Source organism: Streptomyces sp. NPDC001663 (assembly GCF_042893105.1).
Taxonomy (GTDB): domain Bacteria; phylum Actinomycetota; class Actinomycetes; order Streptomycetales; family Streptomycetaceae; genus Streptomyces.
In genome coordinates this window covers 441,253-456,702 of sequence record NZ_JBIAUR010000006.1, presented here as the reverse complement: position 1 = coordinate 456,702, position 15,450 = coordinate 441,253, and the positions used below count along the sequence as shown (strand labels likewise).

Below are 15,450 nucleotides of genomic sequence, written 5' to 3'. Positions count from 1 at the left end.
CGTACTTTCCTTGGGCGAGCGGTGGGTTGAGCGGTGGGGGGGTGCGGTCAGCGGGGCGTGCTGGTGCCGGTGACGACCGCGTGGTCGGGTCTGCCGGTCCTCGCCCAGGTGACGACGTTGAGTGCGGCCCGGCGCCGCACCTCGTCCTCGGCCTGCTGGGAGTACCAGGCCGCGTGCGGGGTGGCGATCACCCGGGGATGCCCCACGAGCGGGTGGTCCGCCGGAACCGGTTCGTCGGTCCAGGTGTCGACCGCGGCGAGGGCGAGTCGCCCGCGCTCCAGGGCCGCGTGCAGGGCCGACTCGTCGACGAGGCCGCCGCGCGCGGTGTTGACGAGGATCGAGCCCTCGGGCATCAGCGCGAGGCGGCGGGCGTCGACGATGTGCCGGGTGTCGTCCGTGAGCGGGAGGTGGAGGGAGACGGCGTCGGAGCGCCGGAACAACTCGTCCAGGTCCACCCGTTCGACGCCGGACGGCCAGTCCTCGTCGGGCAGCGCGGGGTCGTAGCCGACGATCGTGCCGAACCAGGGCGCCGCCCCGGCGGCCAGGGTGCGGCCGATGCGGCCGAGTCCGAGGACGCCGATGGTCAGCGAGGAGAGCCGGCGGACGGGCCCGGTGGCCATGTAGTCCCAGACGCCCTGGGCGCTGAGCGCGTCGTACTGCTTGAGGTGCCGGGCACCGGCCATGATCCCGGCGAAGGCGTGGGCGGCGACGTCCTGGGTGCCGTAGTCGGGGACGTTGGCGATCCAGATGCCGCGCCGGAACGCGCCCGCCACGTCGAAGTTGTCGACGCCCACGCCGTAGCGGGACACCAGTTTCACGGTGGGCGCCGCCTCGTACACCTCGTCCGTGACCTTGGCCCACTGGACGATGAGCGCGTCGGCGCCCCGGGCGGCCTCGGCGACCTCCTCCGGTGTGCGGACCTGGGCACGGACGACCCGCAGTCCGGCCTCCTCCAGTACCGCCCGCTCGATGTCGAAGTCGGCGTACTCGGAGTCGGTGATGACGACTTTCACGTGGGGGCTCCCGTGGGCGTGGCGTTTCGGATGCGGGCCAGCAGTGCTACGGCGGTATCCCGGGCCCGGTCGAGGGAGGCGGGGTCCGCCGCCGTGGGCGCGAGCAGGCCTCCCGCGCCGACCGCGGTGGCGCCGGCCCGGATCCAGTCGGCCGCGTTGTCCGGGCCGATGCCTCCGGTGGGGACGACCGGTACGTCGGGGAAGGGTCCGCGCAGGGCTTTGAGGTAGCCGGGGCCGACCGTGAAGGCGGGGAACAGCTTGACGGCGGCGGCGCCGGAGGACGCTGCGGTCATCACCTCGCTCGGGGTCAACGCACCGGCGAGGAAGGGGACTTCACTGTCGGCGAGGGCTCGGCCGAGTTCAAGGTTCGTGCCCGGACTGACCAGGAAGCGCACGCCCGCGGCGACCGCGTCCGCGACCTGTGCGGGCCGGGTCACGGTGCCGAGGCCGACCAGGACGTCGTCGGGGAGTTCGGTGCGCAGCCGGTCCACGGCCGTCAGGGCGTCGGGCACGGTGAACGTCAGCTCGATGCCCCGGATGCCTGCCTCGGCCAGGGCGTGGGCGGTGGTCACGGCGTCCTGGGCGGACAGGCTGCGCAGCACCGCCACGCAGCCGGCGTCCCGCAGGACGTCGAGAAAGTTCACCTGGCGCTCCCGAGCGGCTGGATACGGCCGAGGACCAGGCCGTAGACGAGGGCGCCCGCGATCGAGACGGCACCCGCGACGGTCAGCGGCACACCGTAGGAGCCGTCGCCCGCGTCGAGGAGGGCGCCCACGACGATCGGGCTGAGGAAGCCCGCGAAGTTGGAGCCGAAGCCCTGGATCCCGGCGAGGGAGGCGACGTTGCCCGGGGTCGGGGCGATGTCGGAGGGCATGGCCCACAGGCTGGAGGCGGCGAAGGTCAGGGCGGAGTAGGAGACGGTGAGTAGGACCAGGGCGGTGGCCGCGTTGGGGGCGGAACCGGCGAACACGATCACCGAGGCCAGCAGCAGTCCGCTGACCAGGGGCACCTTGCGGGCGAAGTTGACGCTGCGGCCGCGGGCGATGAGCCGTCCCTGGAGCAGTCCGCCGAGCCATTCGGCGGGCATGGCGACCAGGGCCGGGATCATGCCGTAGAAGCCGAGTTTGAGGAGGTCGAAGCCGCGCTCGTCGACCAGGTAGGACGGGAACCAGGTGATGAAGAAGTACAGGACGAAGGAGAGGCAGAAGAAGCCGAGCATCATGCCCCAGGTGGCGCGGTGCCGGAACAGGGCGATCCAGGACTCCGGTTCGCGTGCGTCCCGTGAGCCGGCCGGCTCGTCGGTCTTCTCCTCGGCATGGCTGTCGGTCTTCTCCGCGGCCTTGTTGTCGGCCTGGATGTAGGCGAGTTCCTCGGCGGACAGCTTCGGATGGTCCTCGGGGTCCCGGTAGAACCGCAGCCAGAAGACACCGAAGACGAGACCGACCACACCGGCGGCGACGAACGCGCCGCGCCAGCCGAGCCAGGCGATCACGCCGGTGATCAGCGGCAGGGAGACGGCGCTGCCCATCCGGGCGCCGCTGTCGAAGATGGAGGCGGCGATGCCGCGTTCCCGGACCGGGAACCACCTGGAGACGATCTTGGCGCTGGAGGGGTAGGCGGGCGACTCCGCGACGCCGAGCAGCATGCGGAGCAGCACCAGGACGAGCAGGCCGGTGGCGGCGCCGACGAGCATGGTGGCTATGGACCAGGCGATCAGGGCGTAGCCGTAGAGCCTGCGCGGGCCCAGTTTGTCGACCAGCCAGCCGGCGGGGAACTGCATGAGCGCGTAGGTCAGGGAGAACGCGCCGAGCAGGAGGCCGGACGCGGTGCCCGACAGGTGCAGGTCGTCCTTCATGTAGGGCAGGGCGATGCTGAGGTTGGCGCGGTCGAGGTAGTTGACGGCGGTACCGGCGAAAACCACCGAGATGATTCCCCAGCGGGTGCCCCTGAAGGCTCTCCCGCCGGGCGGGGACGGGGTCTCTCTCGGAGCATCCTTCTGGTTACTCTCGGTGACAGGAGGCATGCGGGCTCCAGTGCGGTGCGAGCGGGTGGGGACGACGGGGGGAGCGTGCGGCCGACCGGGGGGCTGCGGCCGACCCGGGGGGGGCTGCGGTCGGCGGGGCCGTCGGTGAGAAGAGGCTATGAGGGCGTGTCGCGCGCGTTAAGCACGCGTTTCGAATGCCTGTATTCGCTTTGCGGATAAGGCAGTCGGAGCGGTTTCAGACTTGGACGGCGTCCTCCGCGGGCGCGGGTTCCGTTCCCTCCGGGATGGGAGTGGTACCGAGGTGACGGAAGAGCGTGCGCGCTGCGGGGGTCAGGGCACGGGAGGCGTCCCAGAACGCGGCGACCCGGCGGCCGCAGTTGCCCTCCAGGCGGCGCACCACGACCCCGGTGGTGTCCGAGACGCGTGCCGCCAGGGCGTTCATGACGCCGATGCCGAGGTCCTCGCGCACGAGTCCGATGACCGTCTGCGGCTGGTTGGTGGTGTGCACGGGGTGGAGGTCCTGACCGCGGTCGCGGAAGAGCTTGTACCACTCGAAGGCCATGTCCTCGGCCCGGCCGATGGTGATCACCGGGTGCTCGGCGACGGCGGCGATCGGCAGCGGCTCCGGGAGGGCGGCGAGCGGATGCTCCGGCGGGTGGACGACGACCAAGGGCTCACGCCACAGGACCCGGTGGCGCAGGGACTTGGAGGTGGGCGGCGGAGTCAGGGGTCGCAGGCACACATCGATGCGTGCGGCCGCGAAGGCCTCGTCCAGGACCGGGATGGAGTGGTCGGAGAGGATCACCTCGATGTCCGGGTTGCTGCGCGCGAGCCCGCTCAGGACCCGGGGCACGAACGCCGCGCTCGGGCTCGGGTAGCTGCCGAGCGTGACCACGCCTCGCGCGATACCGCGCCGTGCGGCCATGGCCTCCTCGGCGGAGTGGAGTTCGCCCAGGATGCGGCGGGCGTGCTCGGCGAGCGCCGCGCCCGCGTCGGTGAGCGCGACGGGGCGCTTGCGGCGGTCGAACAGCGCGACTCCCGCCTCCCGCTCCAGCGCGGCCACATGCGTGCTCACCCGCGGCTGCGAGCGGTGCGTGACCTCGGCCGCCGCGCCGAAGCTCCCGGTGTCCACGACGGCCAGGAACGACACGAACCATTCCAGCCGGACATCGGTCCTGAGCACTGCGACCACCTCACCCTTGTGCCGTCACCCCATGCGGAGCCCTCAGGGATCCGCCGCGCGCCGCATCGGCACGGACTCTCCGTTCTCGGCCTGCGCGGCCTGCGCGGCGTCTGCACGGTACCCCTCGCGCACCCGCCGGTCGCTGACGCGGAGGGCGAGGAGGCAGGCGCACACGCTCACCCCGGCCATCGTCAGGAGCCCGGCGCGGTAGTCGCCCGCCGTACCGGAGCCCGCTCCCGTCCCGGCCAGGGTGCCGGCCAGGGCTACTCCGAAGGCGGCGGCGATCTGTCGCTGCATGTTGAGGACGGTCGTGGCGTCGGCCGTACGGGAGGCCGACACGGTGACGAAGGCGGCGTTCTGACCACTGGCGAAGAGCAGGCCCACGGAGCATCCGAGCAGGTACATGGACAGATACAGGGTCGCCTCCGGCGCACCACCGGCCGCGGTCGCCAGATAGAGCACGATCAGGGCGGCTCCGGCACCGCCTCCCACCATGAGCCGGCGCGGGCCGACCCGGTCGTGCAGTCGTGCCACGAGCTGAGAGGCCGTCAGCATGCCCAGCGCCTCCGGGAAGGTGGCGAGTCCGGAGCGGAGGGCGTCGTAGCCGAGGCCGGTCTGGAGGAACTGCGGGTACAGGTACAGGACGCCCATGAAGGCGGCGCCCATGGGGAGCAGGGACAGCTGGGTCGTGCGGAAGAGGTGGTCCTCGACGATCCGCAGGTCGATCATGGGGTGCCTGGTGCGCAGTTCCCACACCACCGTCAGCGCCAGCATCACGCCACCGCCCACCACAGGGACGAGGATCTGCCCGCTCCCCCACCCTCGGTCCGGTGCCCTGGTGAGGGCGTACAGGACCGCCGCCAGGCCGCCGCCCGCAAGGACGAAGCCTAGGACGTCGAAGCGGGGGGCGCCCGCGCCGGGGAAGTCGGGCAGGGTCCGCAGGCCGAAGAGCAGGGCGAGTACGCCGACCGGCAGGTTGACGAGGAAGACCCAGTGCCAGGAGGCGGTGTCCACGAGCCAGCCGCCCAGGACCGGTCCCAGGGCGGGGGCGACGGCGGTCGGCACCATGACGTACTTCTGCGCGCGCAGCCGCTCGGCCACCGGGAAGGCCCGCAGCATCATCGTCATGCCGACGGGGGCGAGCAGGCCGCCCCCGACGCCTTGCAGGACCCGGTATCCGGTGAGCGCGGTCAGCGAGCCGGCGGTGGCGCACAGCCCCGAGGCCACGGTGAACAGCAGCAGAGCCGTCAGCGCGGTGCGCCGGGTCCCGAAGCGGCTCGTCAGCCAGCCGGAGACCGGGATGAAGACCGCCATGGCGACCAGGTAGCCGACGTTGACGGAGCTGAGCTCGGCGCTGTCCATCCCGAAGTCACGGCCGAGAGCCGGGAGTGCCACGTTGACGATGGTGGTGTCCATGATCGCCACGAAGTTCGCGGCGACGAACACCACACAGACCGCGACCTTGGCGGGGACCCGGCGACCGAGGACGTTCCCGGCCCGACCCGCTCCAGGGCTCATCGGCCGTGCCGGAGCCAACGGACCTGATCACCGGTCAGGGCAAGGCTGCGGGCATGGAAGGACAGGTCGATCTGGTCGGTCGTCCTCGGGCCGATGGACGGCCACACCTGGGGCTGTTGCAGGGTCCAGGCCAGGGCCACCGTCTCGGGCCGGGAGCCGAGTTCCGCGGCGAGTTCACGGCAGCGGTCGCGTCGGGCGCGGTTGTCCTCGGTGTCGTACGGGTCCGGCCGGCCGTTGAGCTGCCGGGCCTCGGTGCGGGCGAAGTAGCCGCGCGCCTGGGAGGACCAGGCGAGCAGGGGCAGCCGGTGTTCGCGGATCACGTCGAGCACCGCGCGGTCGGCGTGGAGGCTGCCGCCCATCAGCGCGGGGTCCGGTTCGGCGAGGCTGAACTGGTAGCTGGCGACGGGGGTTCGGCCGCGCCCGGCCAGTTCGGCGGCGAGTGCGGACAGGCGCTGCGGCTCCCAGTTCGAGGCACCGACGCGACGGACGTATCCGGCGTCGAGGAGACCCACGAGGGTGTCGGCGAGTTCGGCGAGGGGCCGGTCGGGGTCGTCGCAGTGGTAGAGGAGGACGTCGATGGTCTCCACGCCCAGGTTGTCCAGTGCGGCCCGTACGTGGTCGTGGACGGTGTCACGGTCGAGCGGGATGTCCGCGCCGGTGGTGTCGTGGCCGACCTTGGTGAGCACCCCTAGGGTGCCGGGGTTCTTGCGCAGCCACTGGCCGATGGCCGGCTCGGCCTGGCCCTTGGCGTAGCTGTGCGAGGTCTCGACCAGCAGGCCGCCCGCGTCGGCGAAGTGGGCGAGGCGTTCGGCGGAGGTCTCGACCGGCTCTCCCCCGAAGGGGCCGCCGAGGACGAAGCGGTGTGCCGCGCTCTCCATCTCCTCCTGTTCGAAGAGGCCGTCGAGCAGTCGCAGCGGGGAGTGCGGCATCAGCCCTCACTCCCGGCGACCCGCCCGAAGCCGTCGATCTCGGGGAAGGGGCGGGGCAGATACTCCCTGAGGGGGATCTGGAAGATGTTGAGCATCATCGCGGACATGCTGAAACTGCCGATGCAGCCGATCAGGTCGAGCACGCCCTGCTCGCCGAAGAGGGCCATGGCCTCGGCGTAGGTCTCGTCGGTGACGAAGTGGTCGTAGAGCATCTCGTGGGCGAAGGCGTGGAAGACCCGCTCGTCCTCGGCCTTGAACTCCGGGGCCTCACCACGCGCCAGCCGGTCCAGGCACTCGGCCGGGACGCCCTCGGCGATCGCCTGCTCGTAGTGGGCGTTCCAGGCGGACTGGCTGTCGAAGTGGCGGCCGGCGATCAGCACGCTCAGCTCGCGCAGCCGCTGGGGGAAGCGTGACTCGTTGCGGCAGTACCGGCCGAGGTGCTCGACCCAGTGGGCGAGTTCCATGTTGCGCGCCCAGGCGAGGAAGGGCGGCGGCGGTTCCTCGACCCGGGGGCCGACGATGGCGGTGAGCAGTTCCTTCTGCTCGGGGGTGAGGCTGGTCAGCGGGGTCAGACGCATGGTCGTACTGCCTTTCGGCGCAGTGTGGCATCACCGGGACGCGGGACCGGGCCCGCGGAATCCGGTGGTGGGGGTTCGTGAGAGGGGCCCGTGCCCCGGGCGGGCGGGGAGGCACGCCCGGGGCACGGGCGGCCGACGGTGACGGACCGTCGGCCGGTGGGCGCTGTGCGGTGTGTGGTGTGCGACTCGGTCACGGGGGAGCGTCCCGAGGGCTCATGGGGAGCGGCGCAGGGGCCGCTCAACCCGCCGTCAGCGCACCCGGCGGCACGTCAGCAGGGGCTGCTCAGTCCGCCCTGAGCGCACCCCGCGGCACGTCGGCAGGAGCTGCTCGACCCGCCGTAGGCGCACCCTGCGCCACGTCAGGCGGTGCGCCACCAGGCGTAGTACTTGTCGCCGTAGCCGTCCATGATGTCCGCGTACTCGTGGTCCGCGTCCGGGAACTCGAAGAAGTCGTGGTCCACGTCGAGTGCGGTGAAGCGGGCGTCGAGGTCGCGGATGGTGGGCGCCAGACGGGTGTCGAGGCGTCCGGACAGCAGCCGGACCTGGCTGGTGCGGCGCAGTTCGGGGGCGTTGGCGAGGACCAGGCTCCAGGGGTGGCAGAGGTCGTAGTACTCCTGGTCGCCGAAGTAGGTGTTGTTGACCCGGTCCTCGGGCTCGTCCTTGAGGTCGCGCAGGATCGCGGGGGCGACCGCGGAGACCTTGCCGAAGATCTTCGGGTACTTCAGGCCGAGGTGCAGGGCACCGAAGCCGCCCATGGAGAAGCCCTCGATCGTGCGGGCCTGGGCCTCGGGGATGGTGCGGTAGGTGTCGTCCATGTGCTGGACCAGGTCGAAGGCGGTGATCTGGGCGAGCGGACGGGCGCCGTCCTTGGAGTCGACGTACCAGCCGATCGGCAGGATCTGCGGGACGACGACGATCGTCGGCGGAATCACCTCGCCCCGGACCGCCTTGTCGATCCGCGCAACCATTTCGGAACCCTGACGGGCATTGCCGAACCCGCCGTGCAGCCAGTAGATGACAGGGAACCGTCGTTCCGGCTCGGTCTTGTACTGGGGCGGGAGGTAGAGCTGGTAGCTGCCCTGGGCTTCCGCGCTGCCGCGCGAGGGCTGGGGGTAGAGACCGAAGGTGGTGAGTTCCTGGTCCTCACGGACCTCGTCGATCCACTGCTGTTCGATCTCCGCCATCTGTTCGAGCGTCGTGCGTACCTTGTGAACCTTCTCGGCCACGGGGGTTGTCCTCTCGGGGATGCGTTGTCGTGGTACATGTCCGGGGTCCTCCGAGGTGGGCTACGGCAGCCCTCCGGCCCACCAACCCTCGGAATCTGTTCCATTACGTGGAATGCTGTATTCTCTAGCGGAACGCTCACAGTGAAAACCTCGCGACGGGAGCCTGTCAATGGCCGGGATCGAAACTTCAGAGGACTCACAGGCGGTGAGCCGTTCAGGACGCAGCTCGCTCGCGGGCAACGCCACCGACAAGGTCCTCAACCTGCTCGACGCCGCCGCGTCGCCCGGCTATCCGCACCGGCTGGGCGAGATCGCCGCGGCCGCGGGCGTGCCCAAGGCCAGCGCGCACCGCATCCTGCAGAACCTGGTGAGCACGTCGTACCTGGCCACCGACGGCTCCGGGAGCTACAGCCCAGGGCCCCGGCTGCGCGCCCTCGCGGCCCGCGTCTCACAGGGCTGCGCCGAGGACCAGGTGATGCGCGCCGAGCTGGAGGTGCTCAGCCGGCGCACCGGTCACACCGCGCACATGGGCGTGCGCACCGGCGACAGCATCACCCTGCTGGTCAAGGTGGCCGGATCGAACCCGGTGCAGGAGTCCTCCCGGGTGGGCCAGCAGCTGCCCCCGCACACCACCGCCATCGGCAAGTGCGTCCTCGCCGCCCTGGCCGCCGACGAACTCACGGCCTTCGTGGCGCGAACCGGGCTCGAGGCCCGCACACCGCACTCGATCACCGACCTCGCCGCTCTGCGCACGGAACTCGCCAAGGTCCGGGAGCAGGGTTTCGCACTCGACGAGGAGGAGAACGAGATCGGCGTACGCTGTCTCGCCGCACCCGTCCGCGACGCCCGGGGCATCGTGGTCGGCGGTGTCGCGCTCGCCACGATCACCTTCCTTGAGTCGCGTGAGTCCCTGCTGGGGCTCAGAGACCCGCTGCACACCACCGCGGACGCGCTGCACGGACTGCTGGGCTGAATCGCTCTTCCCTGTCCCCGCACGCTCTACACCGCGTCGGACCCCTGTGCCAGCGTATGATCCGCACTCTCAGCTTGCGCGTCCGTCGTGCAATTCGTCTTGTTCCGCCGGTAGACACCGGCGCACCGTTTCAGCAGGGTTACAGCACTCGTCCGATCGTGTCTCGTGCGGCCAGCCCCCGACCGAGACACGGGCGCGGAACACCAGAGCACCGAGCACCATCCCTCGCGAGCAGCGGGAGCACCTCCGGTTCGTCGCCGCTCAACTCATGGAACCGCCGATCCCGTACGGCCCCTGCCCGGCCGTCACCCCGGCGGTCCCCCGCGACACGGAACCGTCCCTTCGCCCCGCAGGCCCGTCGGCCGGCTCGCCCGCATCCGCAGCACGCTTTCGCGGCACACCCGCCGCGCACCGCCGATGCCGCAAGCCCCTCACCGACGTGCCACCCACAGCACCCGCGCGCCCGCCCCTTCCATGGCAGCGCCCCAGCCGAGCTCCAGAGCATCTGAGCAAGGAGAGCCATGTCTTCCCACCTCGCACCGCGTCGACCCGCGTCGAGAGCAAGCCGTTCCGCCCGCTACAGCCTTCCCGCCCTGTGCGCCGCGCTGTCTCTCGCGCTGACCGCCTGTGGCGGGGGGACCGACACCGGTGCCGGTGCCCAGAGCACCGGCAAGCCCGTGGCCGGTGACACCCTCACCGTCGCCGAGCAGCAGGCCCCGCCCAGCCTCAACCCGGGCACGGCCGACCTCGGTTTCGTCGACTTCACGATGCTGTCGTACGAGTCGCTCTTCTACCTCTCCCCCGAGGGCAAGGTGGAACCGGCGCTCGCGAAGTCCTGGAAGTACGTGGGCACGGGCAACACCGAGCTGTCGGTGACCCTGCGCGACGGAGTGAAGTTCGCCGACGGCACGGCGGTGACCGCGGACGCCGTGAAGGCCTCGCTGGAGTACGCCAAGACGGCACAGGGCAACCAGGCCCACTACCTCACCGACGCCACCATCACGGCCACCGGTCCGCTGGCGCTGACCATCAAGCTGGCCAAGCCGAACCCGATCCTGCCGACGCTGCTGACACAGTCGTACGGCATCGGCCAGATCATCAGCCCCAAGGGCCTGGCGGCGACGTCGAGCCTCACGCCGACGAAGACGAGCCAGGGCGCGGGGCCGTACATCTACGAGCCCTCCGACAGCGTGGCGGGCGACCACTACGCCTACACGGCCAACCCCACCTACTACGACAAGTCCAAGCAGCACTACAAGAAGATCGTGATCCGGATCGTCCAGAACGGCCAGACCGCGGTCAACGCCATGAAGACCGGCCAGATCGACGTCTACAAGGGCGACTACACCTCCGCCGCCTCCGCCAAGTCGGCCGGCATGTCCACCGTCGGTCTCCCGGTGATCCTCCAGGGGCTGAGCCTCATCGACCGCAAGGGCGAGGTGTCCAAGCCGCTCGGTGACGTCCGGGTCCGCCAGGCCATCAACTACGCCATCGACCGCGAGGCCGTCACCAAGGCGCTGCTCGGCTCGGCCGGCACCCCGACCACCCAGACCGTGATCAAGGGCGGTGACGGCTACTCCGAGGAGATGGCCGACTACTACCCCTACGACCCGGCGAAGGCCAAGGCGCTGCTGAAGGAGGCCGGTTACGCGGACGGGTTCGAACTGCCCGTCCTGGCGGCCACGTTCGTCGGATTCGACACCATGGCCCAGGCGATCGCCGGGCAGTTGGAGAAGGTCGGCATCAAGGTGAAGGTCACGGCCGTCACCAGCATCACCTCGTTCGTGGAGAACCAGACCAACAAGAAGTACCCGGCGGTCTCGGGCGGGTTCACCGAGGAGCCGATGTACCTGGAGGGCCTGGACCTGTTCATGCCCGGCTCGAAGGTCTTCAACGGCTTCGGCTCCACCGCCCCCGAGCTGACCGAGCTCTTCGACAAGGCCGCCGCCGCCGAGCCCGCCGAGCGCGCGAAGCTCGACCAGCAGATGCAGGAGTACCTGGTCAAGAACGCCTGGTACGCACCGGTCGCCTTCACCCCCGTCAACTACTACGTCCGCCCCGGCATCGGCGGCGTGAAGGTCAGCGCGGGCGCGCCCTTCGTGAGCCCGCTCGCCATCTACGCCACCAAGTAGCGCTCCGGGCGGCCCCCTACCTGACCGGGGGCCGCCCGGCCCAAGAAAGGAGAGAGGTGAGATGCACCGGATCCTCTTCCGCTGGCTGCTCGGCGCGATCCCGGTCGTGTTCGGCGTGTCGGTCCTGACGTTCGTCCTCACCAGCCTGGTGCCGGGCGATCCGGGCCGTACCATCCTCGGCGCCAACGCGAGTCCCGCCCAGGTCAAGGCCCTCGACGCCCAGCTCGGCCTCGACCACCCCCTGCCGGTCCGCTACTGGGACTGGCTGACCTCCGCCCTGCACGGCGACCTCGGCACCTCCATCACCTCCGGGGTGCCGGTGAGCGACCAGCTCAGCTCCCGTCTGGGCGTCACGCTCTCCCTGATCGGCGGCGCGATCCTGGTCGCCGCCGTCGCCGGGGTGGCCCTCGGGGTGCTCAGCGCGCTGAAGGGCGGCTGGCTGGGACGGACCGTGGACGGCATCTCGCTCGTCGGACTCGCCGTACCCAACTTCTGGTTCGGCCTCGTCCTGATGACGGCGTTCGCCGTGCAGCTGCCGCTCTTCCCGGCCACCGGGTACGTGCCGTTCACCGAGTCGCCCCTCCAGTGGTTCGAGTCGCTGGTCCTTCCGGTGCTCACCCTCGGGGTGCCCGCCACCGCGCCGGTCGCCAAGCAGACCCGCGACGGCGTGCTCACCCAGTTGAACCGCGACTACGTCCGGGTGCTGCGGGCCCGCGGCATCCCCGAGCGGTCGGTGCTCTTCCGGCATGTGCTGCGCAACGCCGCCGCGCCGATCGTCACCGTGCTCGGGATCGTCGTGGTGACCCTGTTCGGCGGCACCGTGCTCGCCGAGACCCTGTTCGTGATGCCGGGCCTCGGCGGCCTGGCCGTGACGGCCGCGCAGACGCAGGACATCCCGATGGTCCAGGGAGTCGCCCTCGTCTTCACGATCGCCGTGATGCTGATCAACCTGCTGATCGAAGTGGTGTACGCGATGCTCAACCCGAAGGTGCGGACATGAAGGGCCTCGTGAAGGGCTTCGTGCGCAAACGGGCGGCCCTCGTCTCCGCCTGCTATCTCCTCCTCGTCGTCCTGGTCACCCTGACCGCCGGCCAGTTCGCCCCCTACGACCCAGACGCCCAGGACCTGACCGCCGCGCTCCAGGGTCCCAGCGGCCAACACTGGCTGGGCACGGGCGAGTTGGGCCGGGACGTCCTGAGCCGGCTGATGCACGGCGGGCAGATCACGCTCCTCGGCGTGGTCATCACCCTGGCCGTGTACCTCACGCTCGGCGTCCCCGCGGGCATGGTGGCCGGCTACCGGGGCGGCTGGTTCGACCGGCTGGTCCTCAAGAGCGCGGAACTCGTCTCCGCCGTACCCGTGATCATCGTGCTCCTGGTGGTGCTCGCCGTCTTCACCAACAACGAGAGCGCCGCCATGGCCGCCAACGGCCTGCTCGGCGCCCCCCTGCTGGCCCGGGTCGTGCGCTCGGCCACGCTGGGCGTCAAGGAGGAGCTCTACGTCCGCGCCGCGGTCGCCAGCGGCATCCGCGACCGGGTGATCATCCGCCGGCACGTGCTGCCGCGCGTCACCGGAGTCGTCCTCGTCCAGGCCTCCGTGTACGGCGCCTACGCCGTCCTGCTGGAGACCGGGCTCGGCTTCCTGGGGCTCGGCACCACCGACGCCAGCTGGGGCAGCATGATCGCCGAGGCGTCGAAGAACGTCGGCACCGATCCCTGGCTGCTGGTGCCCTCCGGCTTCATGATCATCAGCTTCATCCTGGCGCTCGGTCTGCTGAGCGACGGGCTGCGCGACACGCTGGCCGACCGGTACGCGCCCCCGGCCGACAAGCCGCCGTCCCGGCGCCGCCGCGCGGCCGCCGCGCTGGCCGCCTCGGCACCGCGCCCCTCGCTCCAGTCCGCGGGAGAGCCGTCCGCCGACGCGCTGCTGTCCGTCCGGGGCCTGATCGTCGCGCTGCCGGTCGACGGCAAGGCGACCGAGGTGATCCGGGACGTCTCCTTCGACCTGGCGGCCGGTGAGGTCCTGGGCATCGTCGGCGAGACCGGCTGCGGCAAGACCATCACCGCGACCTCGCTGCTGGGCATGCTGCCCGCGGGCGGCGAGATCACCAACGGCACCATCCGCTTCGAGGGCGCCGACCTCGCCCGCGCCGACGCCGACACGCTGCGCCGGGTCCGGGGCCGCCGTATCGGCTGGATCTCCCAGGACCCGATCTCCAGCCTGGACCCGTCGTTCACGGCGGGCGCCCAGGTGGCGGAGGCCGTGCGGGTGCACACCGGCTGCACCCGCAAGGAGGCCAAGGAGCGCACGCTGGAGCTGTTCGCGAAGGTACGGCTGCCCGACCCGGCCCGGGTCGCCGCGAGCTACCCGCACCAGCTGTCCGGAGGCATGGCCCAACGCGTGGGCATCGCCGCCTCGTTGGCGGGAAATCCGGCCCTGGTCATCGCCGACGAACCGACCACCGCGCTGGACGTGACCGTGCAGGCGGAGATCCTCGACCTGCTGCGCGAACTCCAGCAGACGGGCACCGCCGTCATCCTCATCACCCACGACTGGGGCGTCCTGGCCGACCTGTGCGACCGGGCCGTGGTGATGTACGCCGGCGAGGTCGTCGAGGAGGCCGAGGTGACCGCCCTGGTCACCGCACCGGCCCACCCCTACACGGCCGGTCTGCTGCGCTCCGACCCGCACCACGCGGTGCCGGGCGAGCCGCTGCCCGCCGTGGAGGGCGCCGTACCGCCCCCGCCCCAGTGGCCGGTCGGCTGCCACTTCCAGAACCGCTGCCCGCGGGTGACCGACGCGTGCCGTGAAAAACCCGTCGTCATCTCCCAGTTGGCGGCCCTGGAGCGCTCGACCCGGTGTCTGAGGCCCCTCGAACTGACCGGAGGTGCAGCCCGTGACTGACCTGGTGAAGGTGCGCGACCTGAGCGTCACCTACCCCCGGCCGCGCCGCAGCGGCGGCCCGCTCCACGCCGTACGCGGTGTCGACCTGACCATGCGGCGCGGTGAGACCGTCGGGCTGGTCGGCGAGTCCGGCTCGGGCAAGTCGACCATCGGCTCGGCCCTGCTCGGACTGGTGCCCGCGGCCGACGGCACGATCACCTTCGACGGCGCGGACATCACCCGCGCCTCCCGGGCGGACCGCCGGCTGCTGGCCCGCCGGATGCAGGTGGTCTTCCAGGACCCCTACGGCTCCATGAACCCGGCGCACACCGTCGCCGACACCCTCGCCGAATCACTGCGCTACAACCTGGCCCTGCCCGCGGAGGAGATCCAGAAGCGGGTGCTGCGCGCCCTGGACGACGTGGGTCTGCCGCCGGGGGCGGCCCGCCGCTATCCGGCGGCCTTCTCCGGCGGCCAGCGTCAACGCATCGCCATCGCACGGGCGTTGGTGATGGAGCCCGACTTCATCGTGTGCGACGAGGCGGTCAGCGCGCTGGACCTGTCCGTGCAGGCGCAGGTCCTCAACCTGCTGGCCCGCCTCAAGGAGACCCGCGGGCTGAGCTATCTGTTCATCTCCCACGACCTCGCGGTCGTGCGCTACCTCAGCGACAGCATCGTCGTCCTGTACGCCGGTCGGGTCGTCGAGCGGGGCCCGGCGGCGCGGGTCGCCGAATCCCCCGCCCATCCGTACACCCGCGCCCTGCTGGCGGCGGCCCCGGTCCCCGACCCGGTGGTGCAACTCGGGCGCCGCACCGAACGGTTGCGCGCCGTCGCCGCGGTCGCCGCGACACCGGCGCGGCCCGGCACCGGCTGCGACTTCGCCGCCCGCTGTCCCTTCGCACAGGAGATCTGCCGGACGACCCGTCCCGAACTGGTCGACCGGGAGGACGGCGTCGCCGTCGCCTGCCACCGCTACGACCAGATCACCGCTCAAGCCGCCTGAACAGGGCCTCTTGCCCGAGGAGTCTCAC

13 protein-coding genes are annotated in these 15,450 nt (G+C 71.2%); 5 read left to right on the top strand and 8 right to left on the bottom strand.

Annotated features, from left to right (window positions below; translation table 11 throughout):
• Positions 1-47 precede the first annotated feature (47 nt).
• The 8 genes from ACFY1L_RS21830 to ACFY1L_RS21795 all read right to left on the bottom strand — a co-directional run bounded on the left by ACFY1L_RS21830 (position 48) and on the right by ACFY1L_RS21795 (position 8,431).
• Entirely contained in the window at positions 48-1,013 is a 966-nt protein-coding gene (locus ACFY1L_RS21830; RefSeq protein WP_388826539.1) for a C-terminal binding protein, read from the bottom strand.
• The gene (locus ACFY1L_RS21825; protein ID WP_388826536.1) at positions 1,010-1,657 is read right to left on the bottom strand and encodes a bifunctional 4-hydroxy-2-oxoglutarate aldolase/2-dehydro-3-deoxy-phosphogluconate aldolase; all 648 of its coding nucleotides are present in this window, start codon (positions 1,655-1,657) and stop codon (positions 1,010-1,012) included. Before ACFY1L_RS21825 ends, ACFY1L_RS21830 begins: the two co-directional genes overlap by 4 nt.
• Positions 1,654-2,934, bottom strand: coding sequence for an MFS transporter (locus ACFY1L_RS21820; RefSeq protein WP_388826533.1), 1,281 nt, complete (start codon positions 2,932-2,934; stop codon positions 1,654-1,656). The genes ACFY1L_RS21825 and ACFY1L_RS21820 overlap by 4 nt, the downstream gene beginning before the upstream one ends.
• 298 nt (positions 2,935-3,232) lie before the next feature.
• Positions 3,233-4,180, bottom strand: a complete 948-nt coding sequence (locus tag ACFY1L_RS21815) for a LysR family transcriptional regulator (protein ID WP_388826529.1) — start codon at positions 4,178-4,180, stop codon at positions 3,233-3,235.
• Positions 4,181-4,222: 42 nt separating this feature from the next.
• Positions 4,223-5,698 carry a DHA2 family efflux MFS transporter permease subunit gene (locus tag ACFY1L_RS21810; RefSeq protein WP_388826526.1) on the bottom strand — a complete coding sequence of 492 codons (1,476 nt, stop codon included), beginning with the start codon at positions 5,696-5,698 and terminating at the stop codon, positions 4,223-4,225.
• The gene (locus ACFY1L_RS21805) at positions 5,695-6,627 is read right to left on the bottom strand and encodes an aldo/keto reductase (protein ID WP_388826523.1); all 933 of its coding nucleotides are present in this window, start codon (positions 6,625-6,627) and stop codon (positions 5,695-5,697) included. The genes ACFY1L_RS21810 and ACFY1L_RS21805 overlap by 4 nt, the downstream gene beginning before the upstream one ends.
• Complete coding sequence (locus ACFY1L_RS21800) at positions 6,627-7,205, bottom strand: carboxymuconolactone decarboxylase family protein (RefSeq protein ID WP_388826520.1); 579 nt, start codon at positions 7,203-7,205, stop codon at positions 6,627-6,629. The genes ACFY1L_RS21805 and ACFY1L_RS21800 overlap by 1 nt, the downstream gene beginning before the upstream one ends.
• Before the next feature lie 359 nt (positions 7,206-7,564).
• Positions 7,565-8,431 (bottom strand): alpha/beta hydrolase, encoded by an 867-nt coding sequence (locus ACFY1L_RS21795; protein ID WP_388826518.1) that lies wholly within the window; start codon positions 8,429-8,431, stop codon positions 7,565-7,567.
• A 205-nt stretch (positions 8,432-8,636) separates the two neighbouring features.
• Between ACFY1L_RS21795 and ACFY1L_RS21790 the strand changes: the two genes are divergently transcribed.
• The 5 genes from ACFY1L_RS21790 (at position 8,637) to ACFY1L_RS21770 (ending at position 15,422) form a co-directional block, all read left to right on the top strand.
• Complete coding sequence (locus tag ACFY1L_RS21790; protein WP_388826515.1) at positions 8,637-9,404, top strand: IclR family transcriptional regulator; 768 nt, start codon at positions 8,637-8,639, stop codon at positions 9,402-9,404.
• Positions 9,405-9,925: 521 nt separating this feature from the next.
• Positions 9,926-11,536, top strand: a complete 1,611-nt coding sequence (locus ACFY1L_RS21785) for an ABC transporter substrate-binding protein (protein ID WP_388826512.1) — start codon at positions 9,926-9,928, stop codon at positions 11,534-11,536.
• A 61-nt stretch (positions 11,537-11,597) separates the two neighbouring features.
• A complete protein-coding gene (locus ACFY1L_RS21780; protein ID WP_388826509.1) occupies positions 11,598-12,536 on the top strand; it encodes an ABC transporter permease in 939 nt (312 codons plus the stop codon).
• Complete coding sequence (locus ACFY1L_RS21775; protein ID WP_388826507.1) at positions 12,533-14,440, top strand: dipeptide/oligopeptide/nickel ABC transporter permease/ATP-binding protein; 1,908 nt, start codon at positions 12,533-12,535, stop codon at positions 14,438-14,440. Before ACFY1L_RS21780 ends, ACFY1L_RS21775 begins: the two co-directional genes overlap by 4 nt.
• On the top strand, positions 14,433-15,422 hold the full coding sequence (locus tag ACFY1L_RS21770) for an oligopeptide/dipeptide ABC transporter ATP-binding protein (protein ID WP_388826504.1): 990 nt from the start codon (positions 14,433-14,435) through the stop codon (positions 15,420-15,422). Before ACFY1L_RS21775 ends, ACFY1L_RS21770 begins: the two co-directional genes overlap by 8 nt.
• Positions 15,423-15,450: the final 28 nt, after the last annotated feature.